Here is an 18,978-nt window from a genome sequence, read left to right on the forward strand (position 1 = left end):
GTCGCCGGACCGCTCCCCTGGTTGCACGGCGCCCCGCCGTACCGTCGTGGTGCCGCCGCCCGGAACGCCCGGGTGGCGCGACGAAGACGGCCCGCGCCGTGGCGGAGTCGGCCGTACGTCGAACCCGCCTCCGGACAGGCGCTGTTGAGTGCGCGTCACACCTCGCGGAGTTCCTCCAGATAGGGCGCCACGTTGACCTGGATCGACGCGCCCTCCGTCTGCCCGTACTGGCCCGCGATGCCGCCGAGGTACGCGGCGATCTCCTTGCGCATGATGTCCGGCTCCGGCAGGGCCGTCTCGCCCGTGATGATCCGGGTGATCCAGCGCGACTGAGCCTCAACGATCCGGGTGATGGAACCGAGCGGGCGGATCAGTCCGACGAAGTAGAGGCCGGGGCGGTCGGCCGCCACGATCCGCTTGTACAGCTCGACCGAGCCCTGTGGGCCGACCGGGCAGCCGGCGGGCAGGTACGGGAAGGCCATCCGGTAGCCGGTGCAGTAGACGATCGCGTCGGCCCGCGCAGAGGTGCCGTCGGTGAAGGCCACCCGGTCGCCGTCGAGGAAGTCGATCGCGGGCCGGGGCACCACCCCGCCGTGCCGGATACGGCTGAGGATCTCGTCCGAGATGGTCACGGCCGTGGCGAAGATCGGGTGGTCCGGCTCGGGCAGGCCGTAGTCGGCGAGCTTGCCGCGCACCACGAGCAGGGCCTGCTCGACGAAACGCCGCTGCTCGGCCAGGGACATGCTCGTCCACCACGGGGCGTCGGCGATCTCGTCGAGCGACATGCCGAAGAGCTGCTTGGGCAGGATGTGCAACCCCCGGCGCACGGACAGGAGAGTCTGCGCGGCGTACCGGGAGAGGTCCGCGGCGATGTCCACCGCTGAGGCGCCGAGCCCCACGACGACGACCTTCTGTCCGGCGAAGTCGCTGCCGTCGCGGTAGTCGACGGCGTGCAGGATCGTTCCTGTGAAGGTGTCGGAGCCCGGCGGAGGAGCGGGCATCGACGGCTCGGTGTTGTGCCCCGAGGCCACGACGACGTGCGCGAAGCTCCGCGAGGTGCGCGTGCCGTGGGCGTCCACGCTGACGACCGTCCACGAGCCGTCGGCCTCCTGCCGTACGGACTCGGCGGTCGTCGCCAGTTCGATGTGGTCCAGGACGTCGGCCCACTCGGCGAAAGCGCGCAGGTAGGCGGCGACATCGTTGTGCCGGGGGTAGAGGGGGTAGGAGGCCGGCATCGGGTGGTCGGCGTAACCGGTGAGCTGCTTGGCGGTGTTGAGGTGCAGGGAGAGATAGCCGGGGCCGCGCTCTCCGGCCTGTGGCCGGCGCCAGATGCCGCCGACATCCGGTGCCTTCTCCAGACAGACGAAGTCGATGCCCCGTGACTTGAGGGCGTGGGCGGCTGCCAGTCCCGACAGGCCCGCACCGATGAGACACACACTCACGGTTTCCCCCACAGGAAAGACACCATCCTCTCGCGCACGGGCATTGACTGCCCATCCGGCACTCCTCTCACACCAGCGACGAAGATCACAGACGTCGCTCCGGTGCGGGGGTGGGGGCCGGTGTGTCTACGCGCGCGCCGACGCCCACAGCCCCCGCACATGCCCCAGATGCCGGGTCATCACCTCGCGCACGGCCCGCTCGTCGCGGGCCAGCAGGGCGTCGAGGAGCTCCAGGTGTTCCTCGGCGGAGGCCAGCAGGCGGCCGGAGGCGGAGAGCGCGGTGAGGCCGTAGAGGCGGGCCCGGCCGCGCAGGTCCCGGACGACCTCGACGAGGTGGGCGTTGCCGGCGAGGGCGAGCAGGCCCAGGTGGAAGCGGGTGTCGGCCTCGACGTAGGCGATGAGGTCGCCCGCGACCGCGGCGGTGACGATCTCCCGGGCCGCCGGACGCAGCGCCTCCAGCGACACCGGGTCGGCGGTCGTCGCCAGCGCGACCACCGTGGGGATCTCGATGAGCGCGCGGACGTGGGTGTACTCGTCGAGCTGCCGGTCGGAGACGTCGGTGACCCGGAACCCCTTGTTGGGCACCGCGTCGACCAGGCCCTCCTTGGCGAGGTCCAGCATCGCCTCGCGCACCGGGGTCGCCGAGACGCCGAAGCGGGCGGCCAGTGCCGGCGCCGAGTACACCTCGCCGGGCCGCAGTTCACCCGCGATCAGCGCAGCCCGCAGGGCGTCGGCGACCCGCTCGCGGTAGCTGCTCCGCCGGCCGCCGAGCACCGGCAGAGCGGGCGCGGAGGCCGGCGCTGTGGCAGGCGAGGAGCTGCTGCGGCGCGGGGCGGCCATGGAGGGTCTCCTTGGGGCGGGCTGTGTCATGTCACGTGCCATCAGTATCTACGGCTGTATGCCGTGCCTCGGATCCGCGGGGGTGGTTTGTGTATGCGATATCCGGCGTACCGTCGACCGGATGCGCGGCCGTCGACCGTATGCACGAGACTCAGAGCACGAACCCGGCCGGGAACGGGTCCGCCGGATCCAGCAGGTACTGGGCCGTGCCGGTGATCCAGGCGCGCCCGGTGAAGCTGGGCAGGACCGCGGGGACGCCGGCGACCTCGGTCGTGCCGAGCAGCCGCCCGGTGAAGCGGGTGCCGATGAACGACTCGTTCACGAACTCGGTGTGCAGCGGCAGTTCGCCCCGCGCGTGCAGTTGCGCCATCCGTGCGCTCGTCCCCGTACCGCAGGGGGAGCGGTCGAACCAGCCCGGATGGATGGCCATCGCGTGCCGGGAGTGGCGGGCGGTGGCGCCGGGCGCGTACAGGTGGACGTGGTGGCAGCCGCGGATGGACGGGTCCTCGGGGTGGACCGGCTCCTCCTCGGCGTTGACGGCCTCCATCAAGGACAGACCGGCCCGCAGGATGTCGTCCTTGCGGGAACGGTCGAAGGGCAGTCCGAACTGCTCCAGCGGCAGGATCGCGTAGAAGTTCCCGCCGTACGCGAGGTCGTACGTCACCGTCCGGCCGTCGGGCAGGGTGATCTTGCGGTCCAGGGCGACCGCGAAGGACGGGACGTTGTGCAGGGTCACCGCCGTGGCCGCGCCGTCGGTCACCGCCACCTCGGCGACGACGAGTCCGGCCGGGGTGTCCAGGCGGATGGTGGTGACCGGTTCGACGACCTCGACCATGCCGGTCTCCACGAGGACGGTCGCCACGCCGATCGTGCCGTGTCCGCACATCGGCAGATAGCCGGAGACCTCGATGTAGACGACGCCCCAGTCGCAGTCCGGCCGGGTGGGCGGCTGGAGGATCGCGCCGCTCATCGCGGAGTGCCCGCGCGGCTCGTTCATCAGCAACTGCCGTACGTCGTCCCGGTGTTCACGGAAGTGCAGCCGTCGCTCGTTCATCGTCGCGCCGGGGATGGTGCCGATCCCGCCGGTGATCACGCGGGTGGGCATGCCCTCGGTGTGCGAGTCGACGGCGTGCAGGACGAGTGTGCTGCGCACTGGCTGGTTCCCCTTTCCCGTGGTGCGTGCCGCTACGCGAGGCCCGCGGCGACGGCCTTCTCGGTGGCCGCGCGGACGGCCGCCTCCTGCTCCGGCAGCAACGGGACGCGCGGCGGCCGGCAGGGTCCGCCGTGCCGGCCCACGACGTCCATCGACAGTTTGATGGCCTGGACGAACTCGACGCGCGAGTCCCAGCGCAGCAGCGGATGCAGCTGCCGGTACAGGGGCAGCGCGGTGGTCAGGTCGCCGGCGACGGCGGCACGGTACAGCTCCACCGAGGCCCGGGGAAGCGCGTTGGGGTAACCGGCCACCCAGCCCTTGGCGCCGGCCACCGCCAGCTCCAGCAGCACGTCGTCGGCGCCGATCAACAGGTCGAGTTCCGGGGCGAGTTCGGCGATCCGGTAGGCGCGGCGGACGTCACCGGAGAACTCCTTGACGCCCTGGACGAGGCCCTCGCCGTGCAGCCGGGCGAGCAGTTCGGGCACGAGGTCGACCTTGGTGTCGATCGGGTTGTTGTACGCCACGACCGGCAGCCCGGCCTTCGCGACCTCCGCGTAGTGCGCGACGACCGCGCGCTCGTCGGCCCGGTAGGCGTTGGGCGGCAGCAGCATCACCGCCCCGCACCCCGCCTCCCGCGCCTGCTCGGCCCAGCGGCGTGCCTCCGCCGAGCCGTACGCGGCGACGCCGGGCATGACCCGCTCCCCGCCGATCGCCGCGACCGCGGTCTCGACGACCTTGGCGCGCTCCTCGGGTGTGAGCACCTGGTACTCGCCGAGCGAGCCGTTCGGCACGACGCCGTCGCAGCCGTTGGCGACCAGCCAGGAGCAGTGGTCGGCGTAGCGGTCGTAGTCGACGGAGAGGTCGTCGGTCAGAGGGAGCGCGGTGGCGACGAGGACGCCGCGCCAGGGGCGGGGGTGCGAGGTGGTCATGGGCGAGGGCCTCTCTTCCAGGGGGCCGGGTCCGGGGTGGTGGGCGTGTCCGGCGGTGGTGGCGTGTGACATATCACCGGGGCGAGGTGGGCTCGCCGGGGCGTCGACGTGGTTCGGGTGGCGCGGCCAGCACTCCCAGGGGGACGGGGCGGGCCAACAGCCGTCGGCCGGGGGTGAGTTCGCAGTCCGCGATCCCTGCCACCCCGGGCTCGCACATCCGGCCCTGACACCAGCCCATGCCCGCCCGGGTCAGCAGTTTCACGGTGCGCAGGTCGCCCGCGCCGAGCGCGCCGACGGCCTCGCGGACGGCGCCGGCGGTGACCTCCTCGCACCGGCACACGACCGTCGCGTCGGTCAGCCGCTCCGTCCACCGCACGGGAGCCGCGTACGCGCCGTCGAGTTCCGCGAAGAACGCCCGCAGCCGGGTACGCGACCGTGCGGCCGCGGCCCACTCGCCCGGGTCGGGTGCGGTGCCGTAAAGGTGTGCGGCGGCGGACCGTCCGGCGATGTGGCCCTCGGCGAGCGACAGGCCCGCGCCGCCGATGCCCGTGGTCTCGCCGGCGGCCCACACACCGGGGACGTCGGTGCGCTGCTCCTCGTCGACCTGCACGGCCGGCCCGTCGAGGCGGCAGCCGAGCCCCTCGGCGAGATCGGTGTGCGGCAGAAGGCCGTGGCCGACGGCGAGGGTGTCGCAGGTCAGGCGGCGCTCGGTGCCGGGTACCGCTCGGCCCTCGGTGTCGAGTGCGGCGACGGCCACCGACTCCAGGCGGTCACGGCCGTGGGCCTCCAGCACGGTGTGACGGGCCATCACCGGGATACGGTGCCGGGCGAGTCGGACCGCGTAGCCCGCCGCCTCGGTGAGCTTGGCGGGTTGCGCGGCCAGGCCGCGGGCCCGGCGTGCGACATCTCTCGGGTCGGCCGACTCGACCAGGGCCGTCACACGGGCACCCGCCGCCGCGAGGCCGGTGGCGACGGGCAGCAGGAGGGGGCCGGTGCCGGCCACGACGGCGGTGCGGCCGGGCAGGGCGAGGCCGCCCTTCAGCATGGCCTGGGCACCGCCCGCGGTGACCACCCCGGGCAGGGTCCCTCCGGGGAACGGCAGGACCTTCTCGTAGGCGCCGGTCGCCAGGAGCACCCCGTCGGCGCGGACCGCGACGGACCTCTCCTGCTCCGGGCCGAGCAGCGCGTGCACGGTGAAGCCGGTCGTCTTCCTTCCGTCCGACTCCCGTTCCACGCACCACACATGATGGTCACTCAGGTGCGTGACCCGTCCGGCGGCGAGATGGGCGACGAGCCCTTCGCTCAGCCGTTCCCAGGTGCGCCACTGGTGGTGGAGTGCCTGGGGCCGACGGGCGCCGAGTCTGCGCGCGGGCTGCCGGTAGAACTGCCCGCCCGGCTCGGCGGCGGAGTCGACCAGGACGACGTGGACGCGCCGTGCGGCGGCCGCCAGGGCGGCGGCGAGCCCCGCCGGGCCGGCGCCGATCACCGCGAGCACCGGCCGTTCAGTCATCGTGGCCCGTCCCCTCCTGCGTACGGATGTCCGCGCCCGGTACGGCGGGCACCAGACAGGCCCGCAGGCCGGGGCGGCCGTCGACGGTCACCAGGCAGTCGAAGCACACGCCGATCCCGCAGAAGACCCCACGGGGCCGGCCGGCGCCGCGCGTGGTGCGCCAGGAGGTGACGCCCGCCGACCAGAGCGCGGCGGCGACCGTCTGCCCGGGCAGCGCCTCGATCTCCCGGCCGTCGAACGTGACGGTGAACGGAGTGCCGGGACGGGCCCGGGCCAGGTCCAGGGGGTTCACGGCGCGGCCTCCTCGGGGAAGCGGTCGGGGCGGAACGGCGTGAGGTCCAGGTCGGTGGTCCTGCCGGCCAGGGTCTGCGCGATCAGGTGTCCGGTGCCGGTCGCGAGGCCGATGCCCGCGCCCTCGTGACCGCACGCGTGGAACAGGCCCGGCACCCGCGGGTCCGGCCCGACGGCGGGCAGGTGGTCCGGCATGTAGGGGCGGAAGCCGAGATACGTCCGCATCGCCCGGACGCCGGCCAGGAACGGGAAGAGCCGCGTCGCCCCCGCCGCCAACTCCCGTACGACCGGCAGGGAGAAGGAGCGGTCGAAGCCGACCCGCTCACGGCTCGCGCCGATCAGGACCGGCCCGGCCGCGGTTCCCTCGACGACCGGCGAGGTCTGCAGGGCGGCCGAGTCGCTGGCGACGTCGGCCACGTAGTCGGCGGCGTACACCTTGTGCCGCACGCGGCGCGGCAGCGGCTCGGTGACCAGGACGAAGCCCCGGCGGGGGAGGACGGGCAGGGTGACGCCCGCGAGTGCGGCGACCTCGCCGCCCCAGGTCCCGGCCGCGTTCACCACGGCCGGTGCGAGGAAGTCGCCGCGGTCGGTGCGGACGCCCCGCACGGCTCCGTCGGCGCCGCGCAGCACGCCGGTCACCGTCCGGCCCGTCTCCCGGCGGGCTCCCGAGGCCCGGAGGAGGTGCGCGGCGGCCAGGGTGGGCATGACCTGGGCGTCCTGGGGGTACAGGACACCGCCCGCGAGGCCGGGGGCCAAGTGGGGTTCGACCTCGTGGAGTTGACCGGCGGCGACGCCGATCGTCTCCACTCCGGCGGTGCGCTGTCCGGCCGCCAGTTCCGTCAGGGCGGTGAGCGCCTCGGGCGTGGCGGCGACGACGAGACCGCCCTTCGGCTCGTACTCGATCGCCTCGCCCAGTTCCTGGGCCAGTTCGCTCCACAACTGACCTGACAGCAGGGCAAGTTCGAGTTCGGGGCCGGGTTCCTTGTCGGAGACGAGGAGGTTGCCCTCGCCCGCGCCCGTCGTGCCGCCGGCCACCGGGCCGCGGTCCACGACGACGACGTCCAGCCCGGCGCGGGCCGCGTACAGCGCACAGGCGGCGCCCACCATGCCGGCGCCGACGACCACGACGTCACAGCCTGATTGGTTGGTCACCACAGTAATATGTCACATGGTTCTGGGTGGGGGAACAGGCCGACGCAGGCCGAAATTCAGCCGCGGCTCGAGCCGTGCTTCAGCCGGACTCGCTCGGCTGCGCCTTCGGGGTCCGCCCGGCCGGCGCGTCCTTCAGCCGCTGGGCGCCCTGCTGCACGAGGGCGGCCCGCAGGCGGCCCCGAGGCCCTCGGCAACCCGAAAAAGCGAAGGTGACCGGGCCGGTCGCCCAGGCATCATGGCGATCCCGTCGCCCGCACACGGCGGCGGCCGATCACCACCGGGGGGCTCCTGTGACCGTCCAGAACATCCTGCTGTCCGGGATCGTCGGCTCGACCGCCTACGGTCTCGCGCACGAGGGGTCCGACGTGGACCGCCTCGGCCTGTTCGCGGCCCCGACCGAGGCCCTGCACGGCCTGCACCCGCCGAAGGAGTCCCACGTCAGCACGGCACCCGACCGCACCCTGCACGAGGCTGCCAAGTGGTGCCGGCTCGCCCTGGGCGGCAATCCCACCGTGATGGAACTCGTCTGGCTGCCCGACGACCTGTACGAGGTGCGGACCCCGCTGGGCGACGAACTCGTCGGCATCCGTACGACGTTCCTCAGCGCCCGCCGGGTCCGCGACGCGTATCTCGGGTACGCCACCCAGCAGTTCCGGAAACTGCAGAGCCGGGGGGACGGCTCCTTCTCCGCGGACACCCGCAAACGCACCGCCAAGCACGCACGTCACCTCAAGAGGCTGTGCCAACAGGGCTACGAGCTGTACGCGACCGGGCAGTTGACGATCCGGCTCGAGGACCCGGAGAGCTTCCACCGGTTCGGCGAGGAGGTGGCCGCCGATGCCGACGCCGCGCTGCCGCTGCTGCGCTGGTTCGAGGCGGCGTTCGCTCAGACGCGCAGTGTGCTGCCCGAACTGCCCGACGACACGGCGGCCGACGCGTGGCTGCGGCGCGTGCGGCGGCACTTCTACGCGGCGCACGACGCCGAGGTGGACGCGCTCGCGTGACCGAGCGGGTGGGCGTGCTCGGAAAAACCCGTGCCGCGCCCGCCCGTTCCTCCCTACACTCACCACATCGCGCGCCGCCCACGGCGGGGCCGCGCGTCACCGCGACGAACGAGGGGAGCCCGCCATGCGTGATCACACCGCTGTCGTCGTTCCCCGTTCCCGCTACGAGGTGATCCTCGTGTCCTCGTCCGTCCGGTGCCCGCGGCGCGGCCGGCACCGGATGTTCTGACGATCTCTCAGCACCTCGACAGCGGCATCTCGACAGAGCCCTCGTCCCTCTTCTCTCCCGGCATCGACGTGCCCTGACGGAGAGGGCCCTGTCGCCGTGTCCGTCACTGCCTTCGTCGGAAATCGCGCTGCCCGTTCCCGGACAACACGCTGAAAGGCCAAGGGCCGTGCGCAACCACCTCGACCGTCACCTCGCCGCCGTGCGCAACCTGGGCATCCTCGCCCACGTCGACGCGGGCAAGACCACCGTCACGGAGCGGATCCTTTATGCCACCGGGACCACGCACAAGCGCGGTGAGGTCCACGACGGCACGACCGTCACCGACTTCGACCCCCAGGAGCGCGACCGTGGGATCACCATCTTCGCCGCGGCCGTCAGCTGCGCCTGGGACGGTCACCGCGTCAACCTGATCGACACCCCCGGGCATGTCGACTTCGCCGACGAGGTGGAGCGTGCGCTGCGGGTGCTCGACGGGGCGGTCGCCGTGTTCGACGCCGTCGCGGGCGTGGAGCCGCAGAGCGAGTCTGTGTGGCGGCAGGCCGACCGGCACGGCGTGCCCAGGATCGCGTTCGTCAACAAGATGGACCGGGCGGGCGCCGACCTCGACACGGCCGTGGCGTCGATCCGCGCACGGCTCCACCCGGCCCCGCTGGTCGTCCAGCTGCCGATCGGCACGGAGGGCGCCTTCACCGGCGTCGTCGACCTGCTGTCCATGCGGGCGCTGATCTGGGACGACGGCGGTGAGGCGGCCGTAGACGGGCCCGTACCGGAGGAGCTGCGGGAGGAGGCGCTGCGCCGGCGCCGGCTGCTGGAGGAAGCCGTCGCGGAGCGCCATCCGGCCGCGCTGGAGGAGTTCTGCGACCGGGAGACGGTGTCCGCCGCGACGCTCGCCGCCGCCCTGCGCGACCTGACCCGCACCGGCGACGGGGTGGTCGTGCTGTGCGGTTCCGCCTACCGGAACCGGGGGATCGAGCCGCTGCTCGACGCGGTGGTGGCCTATCTGCCGTCGCCCCTGGACGTGCCGGCTGTATGCGGTATGCACGATGGTGTCGACGAGCAACGCCCCGCCGACCCCACCGCACCCTTCGCAGCCCTCGCGTTCAAGGTCAGCGCCACCTCCACGGGCCGGCTCACCTACCTGCGGGTGTACTCGGGGACGATCGGGAAGGGAGACGCGGTGCGGGACACGAGCGCCGGCCGCACCGAGCGGATCGGGCGGATCCTGCGGGTGCAGGCGGACCGGCACACCCAGCTGGAGCATGCGGTCGCCGGGGACATCGTGGCCGTGGTCGGGCTGAAGTCGGCCCGCCCGGGCTCGACCCTGTGCGCGCCGGACGCCCCGCTCGTCCTCGAACCGCCCGGTGTCGCCGACCCGGTCGTCTCCGTGGCGGTCGAGCCGTGCCGGAGCGCCGACGCCGAACGGCTGGCCTCAGCGCTCGCCCGGCTGGCCGAGGAGGACCCGTCGCTGACCGTACGGACCGACTCCGAGACCGGTCAGACGGTGCTGTCGGGGATGGGTGAACTGCACCTGGAGGTCGCGGTGGAGAAGATCCGCCGCACCCTGGGGCTGGAGGTCAACGTGGGCCGCCCGCAGGTCACTTACCGGGAGACAGTCGGGCGCGGGGTGTCAGGTGTGGTCTTCCGGCACGTCAAACAGGACGGCGGGGCGGGGCAGTTCGCGCACGTCGTGCTCGATGTGGAGCCGCTGGAGGACGGGTTCGACTTCCGGTCGGCCGTCGTCGGCGGGCGGGTGCCGCAGGAGTACGTCCGTGCCGTGGAGGCCGGCTGCCGGGACGCCCTCGCCGAGGGCCCCCTCGGCGGGCACACGGTGACCGGACTGCGCGTCACCCTGACCGACGGCGCGACGCATGTGAAGGACTCCTCCGAGACGGCCTTCCGCACGGCGGGCCGGTTCGCCCTCCGGGAGGCGCTGCGCGGCTGCACGATGGTTCTGCTGGAACCCGTCGTCGAGGTCACGGTCACCGTGCCCGAGGACGCCGTCGGCGGGGTCCTCGGTGACCTCGCGGCCCGCCGCGGCCGGGTCACCGGTTCGGCGGTGCGCGGTGGCGCGGCGGTCGTGACGGCGACCGTGCCGCTGGCGGAGCTGTTCGGCTACGCCACCCGGCTGCGCAGCCGCACCCAGGGCCGCGGCACCTTCACCGCCCGGCCCACGGGGTACGCGCCGGCGCCGGCGGTGGCGGCGACGCCGTAGGTCCGGGCCCCCCGGGGCAGTCGATCCCGACGCCCCGGGGGAGCGGGTCCCGTAGGTGCCCATGGACCGGACCGGACCGGACGGGCGGGACCACCGGGCAGACCCGGAGCTGATCCGCCGGACAGCTCCGGGTCGTGTTCCAGAAGTGGCTCCTGCCTCTCGCCTTGTGCCCTGATGATTCAGGATCAATGGCCGGCTCCGAGCCCGTGAGTCCAACGGACCCTGGGCCGGGTCAGTATCCGATGGCCTCTCGGAGAAGCAGCACGGTGCCGCGCCCCGGGCGGGGTTCCGCGTTGAGGATGAGCAGGCGGTTGACGGCGCTGGGCATCCCGTACACCGCCTGGGCGCGGGCGTTCTCCAGCGGGAGGGCGTGCTCCTCGATGCGCCGCAGGGCTGTGCTCAGGTCGGGCACCACCTTCTGCGCACCGACGATCCAGATCGCGTGGGCTGCGCCGCCCGCGTTGGCGGGGAGTTGGCTGCCGCTGCCCGAGGCGAGGACGAGCGAGCCGGTCTCGGTGACCGCGGCGACGCTGTTGACGACGACGTCGGGGCCGGCGAGCAGCCTTCGGATCTCGTCGGCGCCGGTGGCGCGGTCGATGGCCAGGATGCGCGGCCTGATGGCGTCGTACTGGCCGCTGCCGTTGATGTCCTCGTCGATGCCGGACAGCCGGAGGGTCTCGCTCGCTCCGGTGAGCACGCCGGCGCCCGCGGGGACCAGGTCCTTGACGCGGGCGCGCGCTTCTGCGGCGTCGTCGAGGATCTCGGCGGCGAAGCCGCCTGCACGCAGCGCGGCGGCCACCCGCTCCAGTTGTTCGGCCGTTGCCGGTTCGGTGAAGGACGGGGCCGGAGCCGGGGTGGCCGTGGCGTGTGCCGGGTCGGTCCCGGAGCCCTGCGCCGCGCGGGGCGCCGTGCCCGCCAGCGGGGAGGTGTCGAGGTACCTGACCTCGTACACCCGCTCGGCGAACTTCCAGCCTTCCTCGGTGCGCTGGTAGCGGTCGTGGTAGACGGCGTAGTTCAGACCCTGGCGTCCGTCGAGGGTGCGCGCGAGTTCTTGGATGTAGGCGCGGCCGGTCGCGGTGTCGCCGTCGAGCTGGATCGTGCCGGGGTGTGTGTTCTGTACGAAGAAGTCCCACTTGCTCTGCAGCCGCTCGCCCCCGGCAAGGATCTCCTCGCGGCCCACCTGCTCGACAGGAATGTTGGGCATGCGCAGGACACCGTCCGGTGTGAACAGCGACGCCAGGCGGGGTCGGTCGCGCATCATCGCCGCGTCGGTGAACTCGCCGCGCAGTGCCTCGATCTCGACGCGGTCCGCGATGGTCTGGAAGACGTTCATTCGAAGTCCCCTCTCCGTCTCGTTGTCGCCCTCACCGGTACGACACCGTTACGACAACGCGGCGCTTCGGAATGTGAGGCGGCGCGGCGGCCTCACATTCCGGTGCGCTGTCCTGTCGTAACGGTTAACGGCACAGAAGCGAGCGAGGGAGACGGCCGGACCATGACCACGAGAGCCGAGCCAGGCGACGATCAGAGCGATCCGGGCCTCAGCGCGATCATGAGTGAGCGGCGCCGGCTGATCAACCTCGGCTATCGGCTCCTCGGTTCCCTCGCCGACGCCGAGGACGTCGTGCAGGAGACCTACGCCCGCTGGTACGCCATGTCCGCACGGGAGCAGCAGGCCATCGAGTCGCCCGGCGCCTGGCTGATGACGGTCGCCGGCCGCATCTGCCTGAACCTGCTCGGCTCGGCGCGGGCCAGGCGGGAGACGTACGTGGGCGACTGGATCCCGGAACCGCTGCCCGAGCCCACGGAGTGGACCACCGGGGGCTCCGGCGCCGGTGGGACCGACCCGGCCGACCGGGTCACCCTCGACGAGTCGGTGACGATGGCCTTCCTGGTCGTCCTCGAGGCGATGACCCCGGCCGAGCGCGTCGCGTTCGTCCTGCACGACGTCTTCCGCTACCCCTTCGGCGAGGTCGCCGAGATCGTCGGCCGCACTCCGGCGGCGTGCCGCCAACTGGCCTCGTCCGCCCGCCGGCGCATCCGCACCGCGCAGAGCCCGGCGGGCCCGAGTGCCGGACAGGCCGGCATCGTCAGGCAGTTCAGAACGGCGTGGGAGGCCCAGGACATCGACGCCCTGATCAGCCTGCTCGACCCCGACGCCGTCGCGACCGCCGACGGCGGCGGGCTGGCCGTCACCCACCTGCACCCGATCGTGGGCAGTGAGCGGATCGCACGCGCCTACGCCGAGATCGCCCGTGTGTCGGGCGACCGCACCACGTTCCTGGAGTGCACGGTCAACGGCCTGCCCGGCTTGGTGACGCAGCAGGACGGCAACCTCTCGACCGTGTTCGCGTTCGAGATCGCGGGCGACCGGATCAGGCATGTCTGGGCGGTGAGAAACCCCGAGAAGCTCCGTCCCTGGCGGATCGGCTGAGGAGCGATCCGAGACACCGCAGCGCTCGGACCGTGGCCGGTACCAACCCGCACCGAGCCCCTGTCTCGAACGCGCCCTAGACCCACCTCGAACGGAGCTCGTCGCGCAGCCGTCGGGCGACCTGGCCCATGAGGGCGTCGGCGCCCGGCTGTCGGCCGGCGGCCACGCGTGACTCGGTCAGGACCGCTATGGCGTAGGTCTGGCCGTCGGCGTGTTCGACGACGCCGACCTCGTGGCGCAGGTTGAGCAGCATGCCGGTCTTGGACGACCAGGTGGAGGCGTCGGACTCGAAGTCCGGGGCGAGGCGGTTGCGCACGAGGTTGTTGGCCATGAAGCCGCGTACCCGTGCCGCGACGTCGGGGTGGATCGCCGGGGGCTCGGCGCCCTCGGTCGCGGGCCGCGGCCGCCAGAGGGCCTGGAGGAGGTCGACGAAGGCCCGTGCCGTCCCGGTGTTGGCACGCGAGATGTCGAGTTGCGGCACCCGGTGGCCGCGCCCCGGGGTGCCGGCGTCGATCGCGAGGGCGTGCGCGAGGTGCACCTCCGCCGGGTCGAAACGCTCCACCGGGGTCTCCATCAGCTCGCGCATGGTGTGCCGTACGGCGATGCCGCGCAGCCCGAACTCGTGCAGGACCGCCCCGACCCGGTCGGGCGGCGTGAGGCCGAAGAGGGCGTCGGCGGCGCTGTTGTCGCTGATGCAGGTGCTGAGGTAGAGCAGGTCCTCCACGGCGATGTGGGCCGGGTGGCGGAACCGGCTCAGGCCGGTCGGACCGGGAGTGGTGATCTGCCCCGGCGGCACCTCGATCACCGTGGCGCCGTCGAGTTCCCCGCGCCGGACGCGTTCCAGCGTCACCAGGGCGAGCGGGATCTTCACGAGGGACGCGACGGGCAACTCGATGTCGGGGTCGATGCCGATCTCGTCGCCCGTGTCCAGGTCCCGGACGAGGAACGAGCCGTACAGCCCGCCGTCGCGCAGCTCCCGGCGCAGCTCCCCGAGCAGTCTCTCGGTACCGGTGGTCATGCGGCCGCCTCCGCGCGCTCCGTGGCGCCGAGGCACCGGGCGATGCCGTGCGCGCACGTCTCGCGTACGCGGACGGCGTCGATGTCCGCCTCGTCCGCCACGGCCAGGGAGAACCCCCGGGCGAAGCCGGGGCCCAGCTCGCCGACGGGCCGCCAGTGCAGGCGCAGTTCGCGGGCCTGCGCGGCCGAGCACAGCAGCGCGTCGCCGTGGCTGAGCACGTCCGCCGCGGCGGCGGCCACGGCCGGTGCGACGGCCAGCTGGGCCGGGCGCAGTCCGACGGCGTCGCGCAGGCGGGCGAGACGGTCCCGGACGTGCGGCACGTCGTCCTCCGGCTGGAGCCACACGCGCCGGGGCCGCAGGTCGCGGTCGGCCCGGCCGGGGCGCAGGGTGTCCAGGTAGATCGGCCCGCCGCCCGGGTCGTGCGCGACCGCCAGCCCCAGCGGCACCGTCCAGCTCGCCTCGGTGGGAGCCGCCGCGAGCACCGCCGCACGCACCTGCCGGGACGTGACGAGGCCGGCCCGCTCGGCCGGCCCGGCGGGAAACGGGTCGAGGAGGACTCCCTGCTCGTGCGCCTGAGCGATGAGGCGGGCGAGGGCACCGGTCGGGCACACGCCGGGAACGGCGAGCCGCAGCGGCCGCCGTCGTGCGGCCTCCGCCTCGTGCTCGAACCGGTCGGCGAGCTGCACGAGTTGCCGCGCCGTCTGCAGCATGTCCCGGCCGAAGGGCGTCAGCGTCACCGCCCGCGAGGACCGGTCCAGCAGCCGCTCGCCGAGGCGTTGTTCCAGCGCGGCGACGCGGCGGCTCGCCACGGACTGGGCCGTCCGCGCCGCCGCCGCGCCCACCGTGAAACTGCCGTGCTCGCTCACACTGACGAACGCCCGGCAGGCCGCAACAAGATCCACGGGCCCTACTATGCCAAAACAGCATGGAGTTGAACGTCCGCGTCTTGGACCCCGGCGACCCACTGGCCGGAGAGTGGTCGCCGACCGGGGATTTCCCCCGGTTCGCACGGTCCACATGTCCTTCGACGACCTGGAGGTCCATTCCATGACGCATCCGCTTCGTATCCGCCGGGGCGCCGCCTGGGCGGCGGCCGGACTGCTCGCGCTCGCCGCGCTTCCGGCGTGCGGTCAGGAAACCGCGTCCGGGTCCGGCGCACCCGTCGGCGCGGCGCGGTCGGCGTCACCGGCGGCGGCCACGAAGCCCACGGCTCCCGAATTCCGGGCGCTGGAGCGGGAGTTCGACGCGCGGCTCGGCGTCTACGCCCTGGACACCGGCACGGGCCGGTCGGTCGGCTACCGGGCGGACGACCGGTTCGCGTACGCCTCCACGTTCAAGGCGCTGGCGGCGGGTGCCGTCCTCCGGAAGTACGGGACGGACGGCATCGACAAGGTGGTCACGTACTCGCGCGACGACGTGGTCGCCGACTCGCCCGTGTCCGAGAACTTCGCCGCGACCGGCATGAGCCTGCGGGGGCTGTGCGCCGCGACCCTCTGGTACAGCGACAACACGGCGGTCAACCTGCTCCTCGACGAGCTCGGCGGGCCCGACGGCCTGGAGAAGGTGCTGGAGGAGTTCGGCGACGACGTCACCGAGATGGACCGGTACGAGCCGGAGATGAGCGACGGCACACCGGGCGACATCCGCGACACGAGCACACCGCGCGCGATGGCGGGGAGCCTGCGGGCGTTCCTGCTCGGCGACGCCCTGAAGCGGGACGAACGCGAGCTGCTCCGGCAGTGGATGACGACGAACATGACCGGCCGGACGCTCATCAGGGCCGGCGTCCCCGGCGACTGGGACGTGGCCGACAAGAGCGGCACCGCCGGATACGGGGGACGCAACAACATCGCCGTGGTGTGGCCGGACGACGGTGGCAACCCCATCGTCATGGCGGTCATGTCCACCCGCGACAAGAAGGGCGCCGAGCGCCGCGACGCCCTGATCGCGAAGGCCGCCGCCGTGGCGGTCAAGGGTCTCGGCCGTTAGGGCCCGGCCGGCGGTCCTGTCAGGCCGCGGCGGTCCCCCTGATCCGCTCGCCGCCCCGCGCGACCGCGAGGGGCGGCGAGCGGGGCGGCTCGGTGGGCCGAGGAACTCGACTTCTGGTGAGGCTCCGCTACGACACCACGGCCGACGGCACCGTGGAGGTTCCCGACGATGAGGGTCAGCGCAGGACGAGCAGGACGGCCAGCGCGACGAGCAGTGAGTCGATCCGGTCCAGCAGGCCGCCGGAGCCGGGTAGCCAGCGGCCGGCGTCCTTCGTCCGCGCACCTCTTTTGATCATGGATTCGAGAAGGTCGCCGACCGGGCCGCCGACCGCCACCGCCACCGCCATCGGCCAGCTCAGCGCGGACAGCACGGCGAGCACGCCGAGGCCGGCCGCGGCCCCGGCCAGGGTCCCGCTCCACCGCTTGGCCGGTGACAGCGGCGACAGCCGCGGCCCGCCCAGCCCTCGACCGGCGAGGTACGCCACGATGTCGGCGATCGAGACCGCGACGAACAGCGCGAGCGCGCTCGCCCCGAGCGGCACCAGCGCGGCCAGCACACTCAGCCAGGCCAGCCCGAGCAGGCCGGCGCTGAGCCGGCGCAGGCCCTGGTCGGAATCGCCGGACAGGAGCGGCACCGCGGCCACCGCGAGCGCCCCGATCGCGACCACCCGGAGCACCTGCCCGGGCGCCAGCCAGGCGGCCAGCACCACGCCCGCCACCGCCGCGCCCAGCACCACCCGGTCCACCCGGCCCAGTCGCATCAGCCCGCCGAACTCGATCACCGCGATCACCCCGGCCGCGAGGGCGATGACCGCGGCGCCCGGGCGGCCCCACCAGAACGCACCGGTGACCAGGGGCACACCGACCGCCCAGGCGCACCACCGGATCAGCAGCTCGCGGCGCCGGGACACCGCCACCGCGACGCCGCCCAGCGCCAGCGCCCCACCGAGGTAGGGCGCCAGGGAGGCCACAGTGATCACCGGGCGGATCCGGTGGCGGGAACGCCCGCAGGCATCGAAACGAGCGCGGCCGAACGCGGCCGCAACACGTCCAGGGCGGCCCGACAGGCGGCCACGATACGTGCGTTCTCGGCGGTGTCCCTGACCGCGACGCGCACGGTGCGCCCCTGGTACTCCGGCGACAACGGCGACAGGTCGCGCAGGTACACGTCGTGGCGGCGGCACTCGTTCACCAGTTGTGCGGCGCTCGGCCCGCCTGACGGCAGGGTCACGGTGAGGAAGTTCGCCACGGCCTCTTCGACCACCACGGCCTCGTCCAGCCCGGCCAGGTCGGCGGCCAGCTGCCGGCGCAGCTCGTGCGTGCGGAGCCGGCAGTCGCCGTAGTACGCCGGGTCGCGCAGGGCCGCCACCGCGGCCAGCTGCGCCGGGAGGCTGACCGGCCAGGGCGGCGTCCATCGGCGTAGCTGCGCCGCGGTGGTCGGCTCGGCCACCAGATACGCCGCCCGCAGACCGGACAACGCATACATCTTGGACAACGAGCTGCAGACCACCACCCGCGGGTCCGTCGCGGCGAGGCCGGCGAGCGACTCGGTCAGATCGACGTAACCCAGGTATGCCTCGTCGATCCACCAGCGGGTGCGGGCCGGCGCGGCGGTGATCAGCGAGCGCAGCTCAGCGGCCGGCGCGTGGCGTCCGGTCGGGTTGTTCGGGTTGACCACCACCACGAGGTCGTAGCGGCCGGACCCGACGGCGGCGGACAGCCGCGCCGGATCGATCCGCCAGCCGTCCTCGCGGCGCAACCGGAACCGGTCCACCCGGCATCCGATCACCCGCTCCGTGACGTGGGCGTACTCGCCGTAGCCCGGGTCCATCAGAAGCACCCTGCTCTCCGGGGTCAGCCACTGGCCGAACGCCCGGAAAATCAAGTCGGAGGAACCGGCGCCGACCGCGAGCGTCTCCGCCGGCAGCGCCCGGGCCGCGGCGATCTCCGCCAGCAGCCCCTCGGCGCCGGTCGGCGGCGAGGTCCTCGCGGCCCAGGCCGGATCGTCCACGAGCGCCGCCCGCACTCCGGGGGCCGGCGGAAACCAGGCGTCCAGCACGTCGGCCGCGACCACCTGACGGCGCCGGTGCAGGCTGCGGAAGTCCGTGCCGATGGCGGTGAACGAGGCACCGCCGTGTTCGCAGCCGTCCGGCCGGGGCGCGAACGCCACGTCCAGCCGCCAGTCCACTTCGGACCGCAGACGCTCCAGCAGGGTGCCGTAACGGCCCATCGTGACCTTCGTCAGCTCGGCCACGCTGCCGGTCAGCACCTCGAACGTCAACGCACCGCTGTGCACGGTACGACCGACCGGGCGCAGGCCGGCGGCCACGTACATGTCGAGCAGCTCGGTGCGCCCCATCGCCACCACCCGGCGACCTCCCCGGGCGGCGATCCAGCGCAGCGCCGCGTACATCAGCAGGGGTGCCGCCGCGGTGGCCCGCCAGCGCGGCTCGACGGTGAGGATGCGCACCTCGAACAGACCGCCCTCGGCGAGCAGCGGCAGCTCGTCGCGGGTCAGGTACTTGTCCAGCGCGTACCGCCCCAACCAGGGCGGAGTCAGGCTGACGAAGCCGACTCGGTCCGCGCCGCGCGCCGCGACGAGGTAGACGTTGTCGCCGTCCAGCCCGTCACGAAGCCGCCCGGTCGGATCCGGCGCATGCTGGCCCAGCTCCCGTGCGTACACCCGGTGACGCAGTTCGTGGATCCACTCGAGATCCTCCGGAGTGGCGGCGCGCACCTGCAGACCGCGGCCCATGAACACCTCTTTCGACGCGGG

Annotated in this window: 16 protein-coding genes; 4 read left to right on the forward strand and 12 right to left on the reverse strand. The window is 73.3% G+C overall.

The window, feature by feature from the left end:
- Window positions 1–155: 155 nt before the first annotated feature.
- The 7 genes from IE263_RS04825 to IE263_RS04855 all read right to left on the reverse strand — a co-directional run bounded on the left by IE263_RS04825 (window position 156) and on the right by IE263_RS04855 (window position 7,317).
- Window positions 156–1,442, reverse strand: coding sequence for a flavin-containing monooxygenase (locus IE263_RS04825; protein ID WP_189932528.1), 1,287 nt, complete (start codon window positions 1,440–1,442; stop codon window positions 156–158).
- A 126-nt stretch (window positions 1,443–1,568) separates the two neighbouring features.
- The gene (locus tag IE263_RS04830) at window positions 1,569–2,282 is read right to left on the reverse strand and encodes a GntR family transcriptional regulator (RefSeq protein ID WP_189932530.1); all 714 of its coding nucleotides are present in this window, start codon (window positions 2,280–2,282) and stop codon (window positions 1,569–1,571) included.
- A gap of 151 nt (window positions 2,283–2,433) precedes the next feature.
- On the reverse strand, window positions 2,434–3,435 hold the full coding sequence (locus tag IE263_RS04835) for a proline racemase family protein (RefSeq protein WP_189932532.1): 1,002 nt from the start codon (window positions 3,433–3,435) through the stop codon (window positions 2,434–2,436).
- A gap of 32 nt (window positions 3,436–3,467) precedes the next feature.
- Window positions 3,468–4,364, reverse strand: coding sequence for a dihydrodipicolinate synthase family protein (locus tag IE263_RS04840; protein WP_189932534.1), 897 nt, complete (start codon window positions 4,362–4,364; stop codon window positions 3,468–3,470).
- Window positions 4,365–4,437: 73 nt separating this feature from the next.
- Window positions 4,438–5,874, reverse strand: coding sequence for an FAD/NAD(P)-dependent oxidoreductase (locus tag IE263_RS04845; RefSeq protein WP_189932536.1), 1,437 nt, complete (start codon window positions 5,872–5,874; stop codon window positions 4,438–4,440).
- Window positions 5,867–6,166 (reverse strand): (2Fe-2S)-binding protein, encoded by a 300-nt coding sequence (locus IE263_RS04850; RefSeq protein ID WP_189932538.1) that lies wholly within the window; start codon window positions 6,164–6,166, stop codon window positions 5,867–5,869. Before IE263_RS04850 ends, IE263_RS04845 begins: the two co-directional genes overlap by 8 nt.
- The gene (locus tag IE263_RS04855; protein ID WP_189932540.1) at window positions 6,163–7,317 is read right to left on the reverse strand and encodes an NAD(P)/FAD-dependent oxidoreductase; all 1,155 of its coding nucleotides are present in this window, start codon (window positions 7,315–7,317) and stop codon (window positions 6,163–6,165) included. Before IE263_RS04855 ends, IE263_RS04850 begins: the two co-directional genes overlap by 4 nt.
- 290 nt (window positions 7,318–7,607) lie before the next feature.
- On the opposite strand from IE263_RS04855, the gene IE263_RS04860 reads away from it, so the two are divergent.
- Window positions 7,608–8,321: a nucleotidyltransferase domain-containing protein gene (locus IE263_RS04860; RefSeq protein ID WP_189932542.1), complete on the forward strand. Its 714-nt coding sequence runs from the start codon at window positions 7,608–7,610 to the stop codon at window positions 8,319–8,321.
- A 395-nt stretch (window positions 8,322–8,716) separates the two neighbouring features.
- Complete coding sequence (gene fusA, locus IE263_RS04865; RefSeq protein WP_189932544.1) at window positions 8,717–10,762, forward strand: elongation factor G; 2,046 nt, start codon at window positions 8,717–8,719, stop codon at window positions 10,760–10,762.
- A gap of 232 nt (window positions 10,763–10,994) precedes the next feature.
- On the opposite strand, the gene IE263_RS04870 is transcribed toward fusA, so the two are convergent.
- Complete coding sequence (locus IE263_RS04870; protein WP_189932546.1) at window positions 10,995–12,095, reverse strand: nuclear transport factor 2 family protein; 1,101 nt, start codon at window positions 12,093–12,095, stop codon at window positions 10,995–10,997.
- A gap of 162 nt (window positions 12,096–12,257) precedes the next feature.
- Here IE263_RS04870 and sigJ point away from each other — a divergent pair, with 162 nt between their 5' ends.
- Window positions 12,258–13,196 (forward strand): RNA polymerase sigma factor SigJ, encoded by a 939-nt coding sequence (gene sigJ / locus IE263_RS04875; RefSeq protein ID WP_189932548.1) that lies wholly within the window; start codon window positions 12,258–12,260, stop codon window positions 13,194–13,196.
- Between the two features lie 76 nt (window positions 13,197–13,272).
- Here the strand turns inward: sigJ and IE263_RS04880 are convergent, their stop codons facing one another.
- Together IE263_RS04880 and IE263_RS04885 are read right to left on the reverse strand one after the other, a co-directional pair.
- Entirely contained in the window at window positions 13,273–14,214 is a 942-nt protein-coding gene (locus tag IE263_RS04880; RefSeq protein ID WP_189932550.1) for a serine hydrolase, read from the reverse strand.
- Entirely contained in the window at window positions 14,211–15,116 is a 906-nt protein-coding gene (locus tag IE263_RS04885; protein WP_189932552.1) for a LysR family transcriptional regulator, read from the reverse strand. Before IE263_RS04885 ends, IE263_RS04880 begins: the two co-directional genes overlap by 4 nt.
- Before the next feature lie 145 nt (window positions 15,117–15,261).
- Here IE263_RS04885 and bla point away from each other — a divergent pair, with 145 nt between their 5' ends.
- Window positions 15,262–16,203 carry a class A beta-lactamase gene (gene bla / locus IE263_RS04890; RefSeq protein WP_189932554.1) on the forward strand — a complete coding sequence of 314 codons (942 nt, stop codon included), beginning with the start codon at window positions 15,262–15,264 and terminating at the stop codon, window positions 16,201–16,203.
- Between the two features lie 175 nt (window positions 16,204–16,378).
- Here bla and IE263_RS04895 read toward each other — a convergent pair whose 3' ends face one another.
- Window positions 16,379–17,182 (reverse strand): phosphatidate cytidylyltransferase, encoded by an 804-nt coding sequence (locus IE263_RS04895; RefSeq protein WP_189932556.1) that lies wholly within the window; start codon window positions 17,180–17,182, stop codon window positions 16,379–16,381.
- Window positions 17,179–18,957 carry a histidinol-phosphate aminotransferase family protein gene (locus IE263_RS04900; protein ID WP_189932558.1) on the reverse strand — a complete coding sequence of 593 codons (1,779 nt, stop codon included), beginning with the start codon at window positions 18,955–18,957 and terminating at the stop codon, window positions 17,179–17,181. The genes IE263_RS04895 and IE263_RS04900 overlap by 4 nt, the downstream gene beginning before the upstream one ends.
- Window positions 18,958–18,978 lie beyond the last annotated feature (21 nt).

The sequence above is a fragment of the Streptomyces aurantiogriseus genome, assembly GCF_014649375.1.
In the GTDB taxonomy this organism is placed as follows: domain Bacteria; phylum Actinomycetota; class Actinomycetes; order Streptomycetales; family Streptomycetaceae; genus Streptomyces; species Streptomyces aurantiogriseus.

Bases quoted from the DNA above. Each gene is read 5' to 3' on its own strand.
- IE263_RS04830 (WP_189932530.1), bottom strand. From the start codon at position 2,282: ATGGCCGCCCCGCGCCGCAGCAGCTCCTCGCCTGCCACAGCGCCGGCC.
- IE263_RS04840 (WP_189932534.1), bottom strand. From the start codon at position 4,364: ATGACCACCTCGCACCCCCGCCCCTGGCGCGGCGTCCTCGTCGCCACC.
- IE263_RS04845 (WP_189932536.1), bottom strand. From the start codon at position 5,874: ATGACTGAACGGCCGGTGCTCGCGGTGATCGGCGCCGGCCCGGCGGGG.
- IE263_RS04870 (WP_189932546.1), bottom strand. From the start codon at position 12,095: ATGAACGTCTTCCAGACCATCGCGGACCGCGTCGAGATCGAGGCACTG.
- sigJ (WP_189932548.1), top strand. From the start codon at position 12,258: ATGACCACGAGAGCCGAGCCAGGCGACGATCAGAGCGATCCGGGCCTC.
- IE263_RS04880 (WP_189932550.1), bottom strand. From the start codon at position 14,214: ATGACCACCGGTACCGAGAGACTGCTCGGGGAGCTGCGCCGGGAGCTG.
- bla (WP_189932554.1), top strand. From the start codon at position 15,262: ATGACGCATCCGCTTCGTATCCGCCGGGGCGCCGCCTGGGCGGCGGCC.
- IE263_RS04900 (WP_189932558.1), bottom strand. From the start codon at position 18,957: ATGGGCCGCGGTCTGCAGGTGCGCGCCGCCACTCCGGAGGATCTCGAG.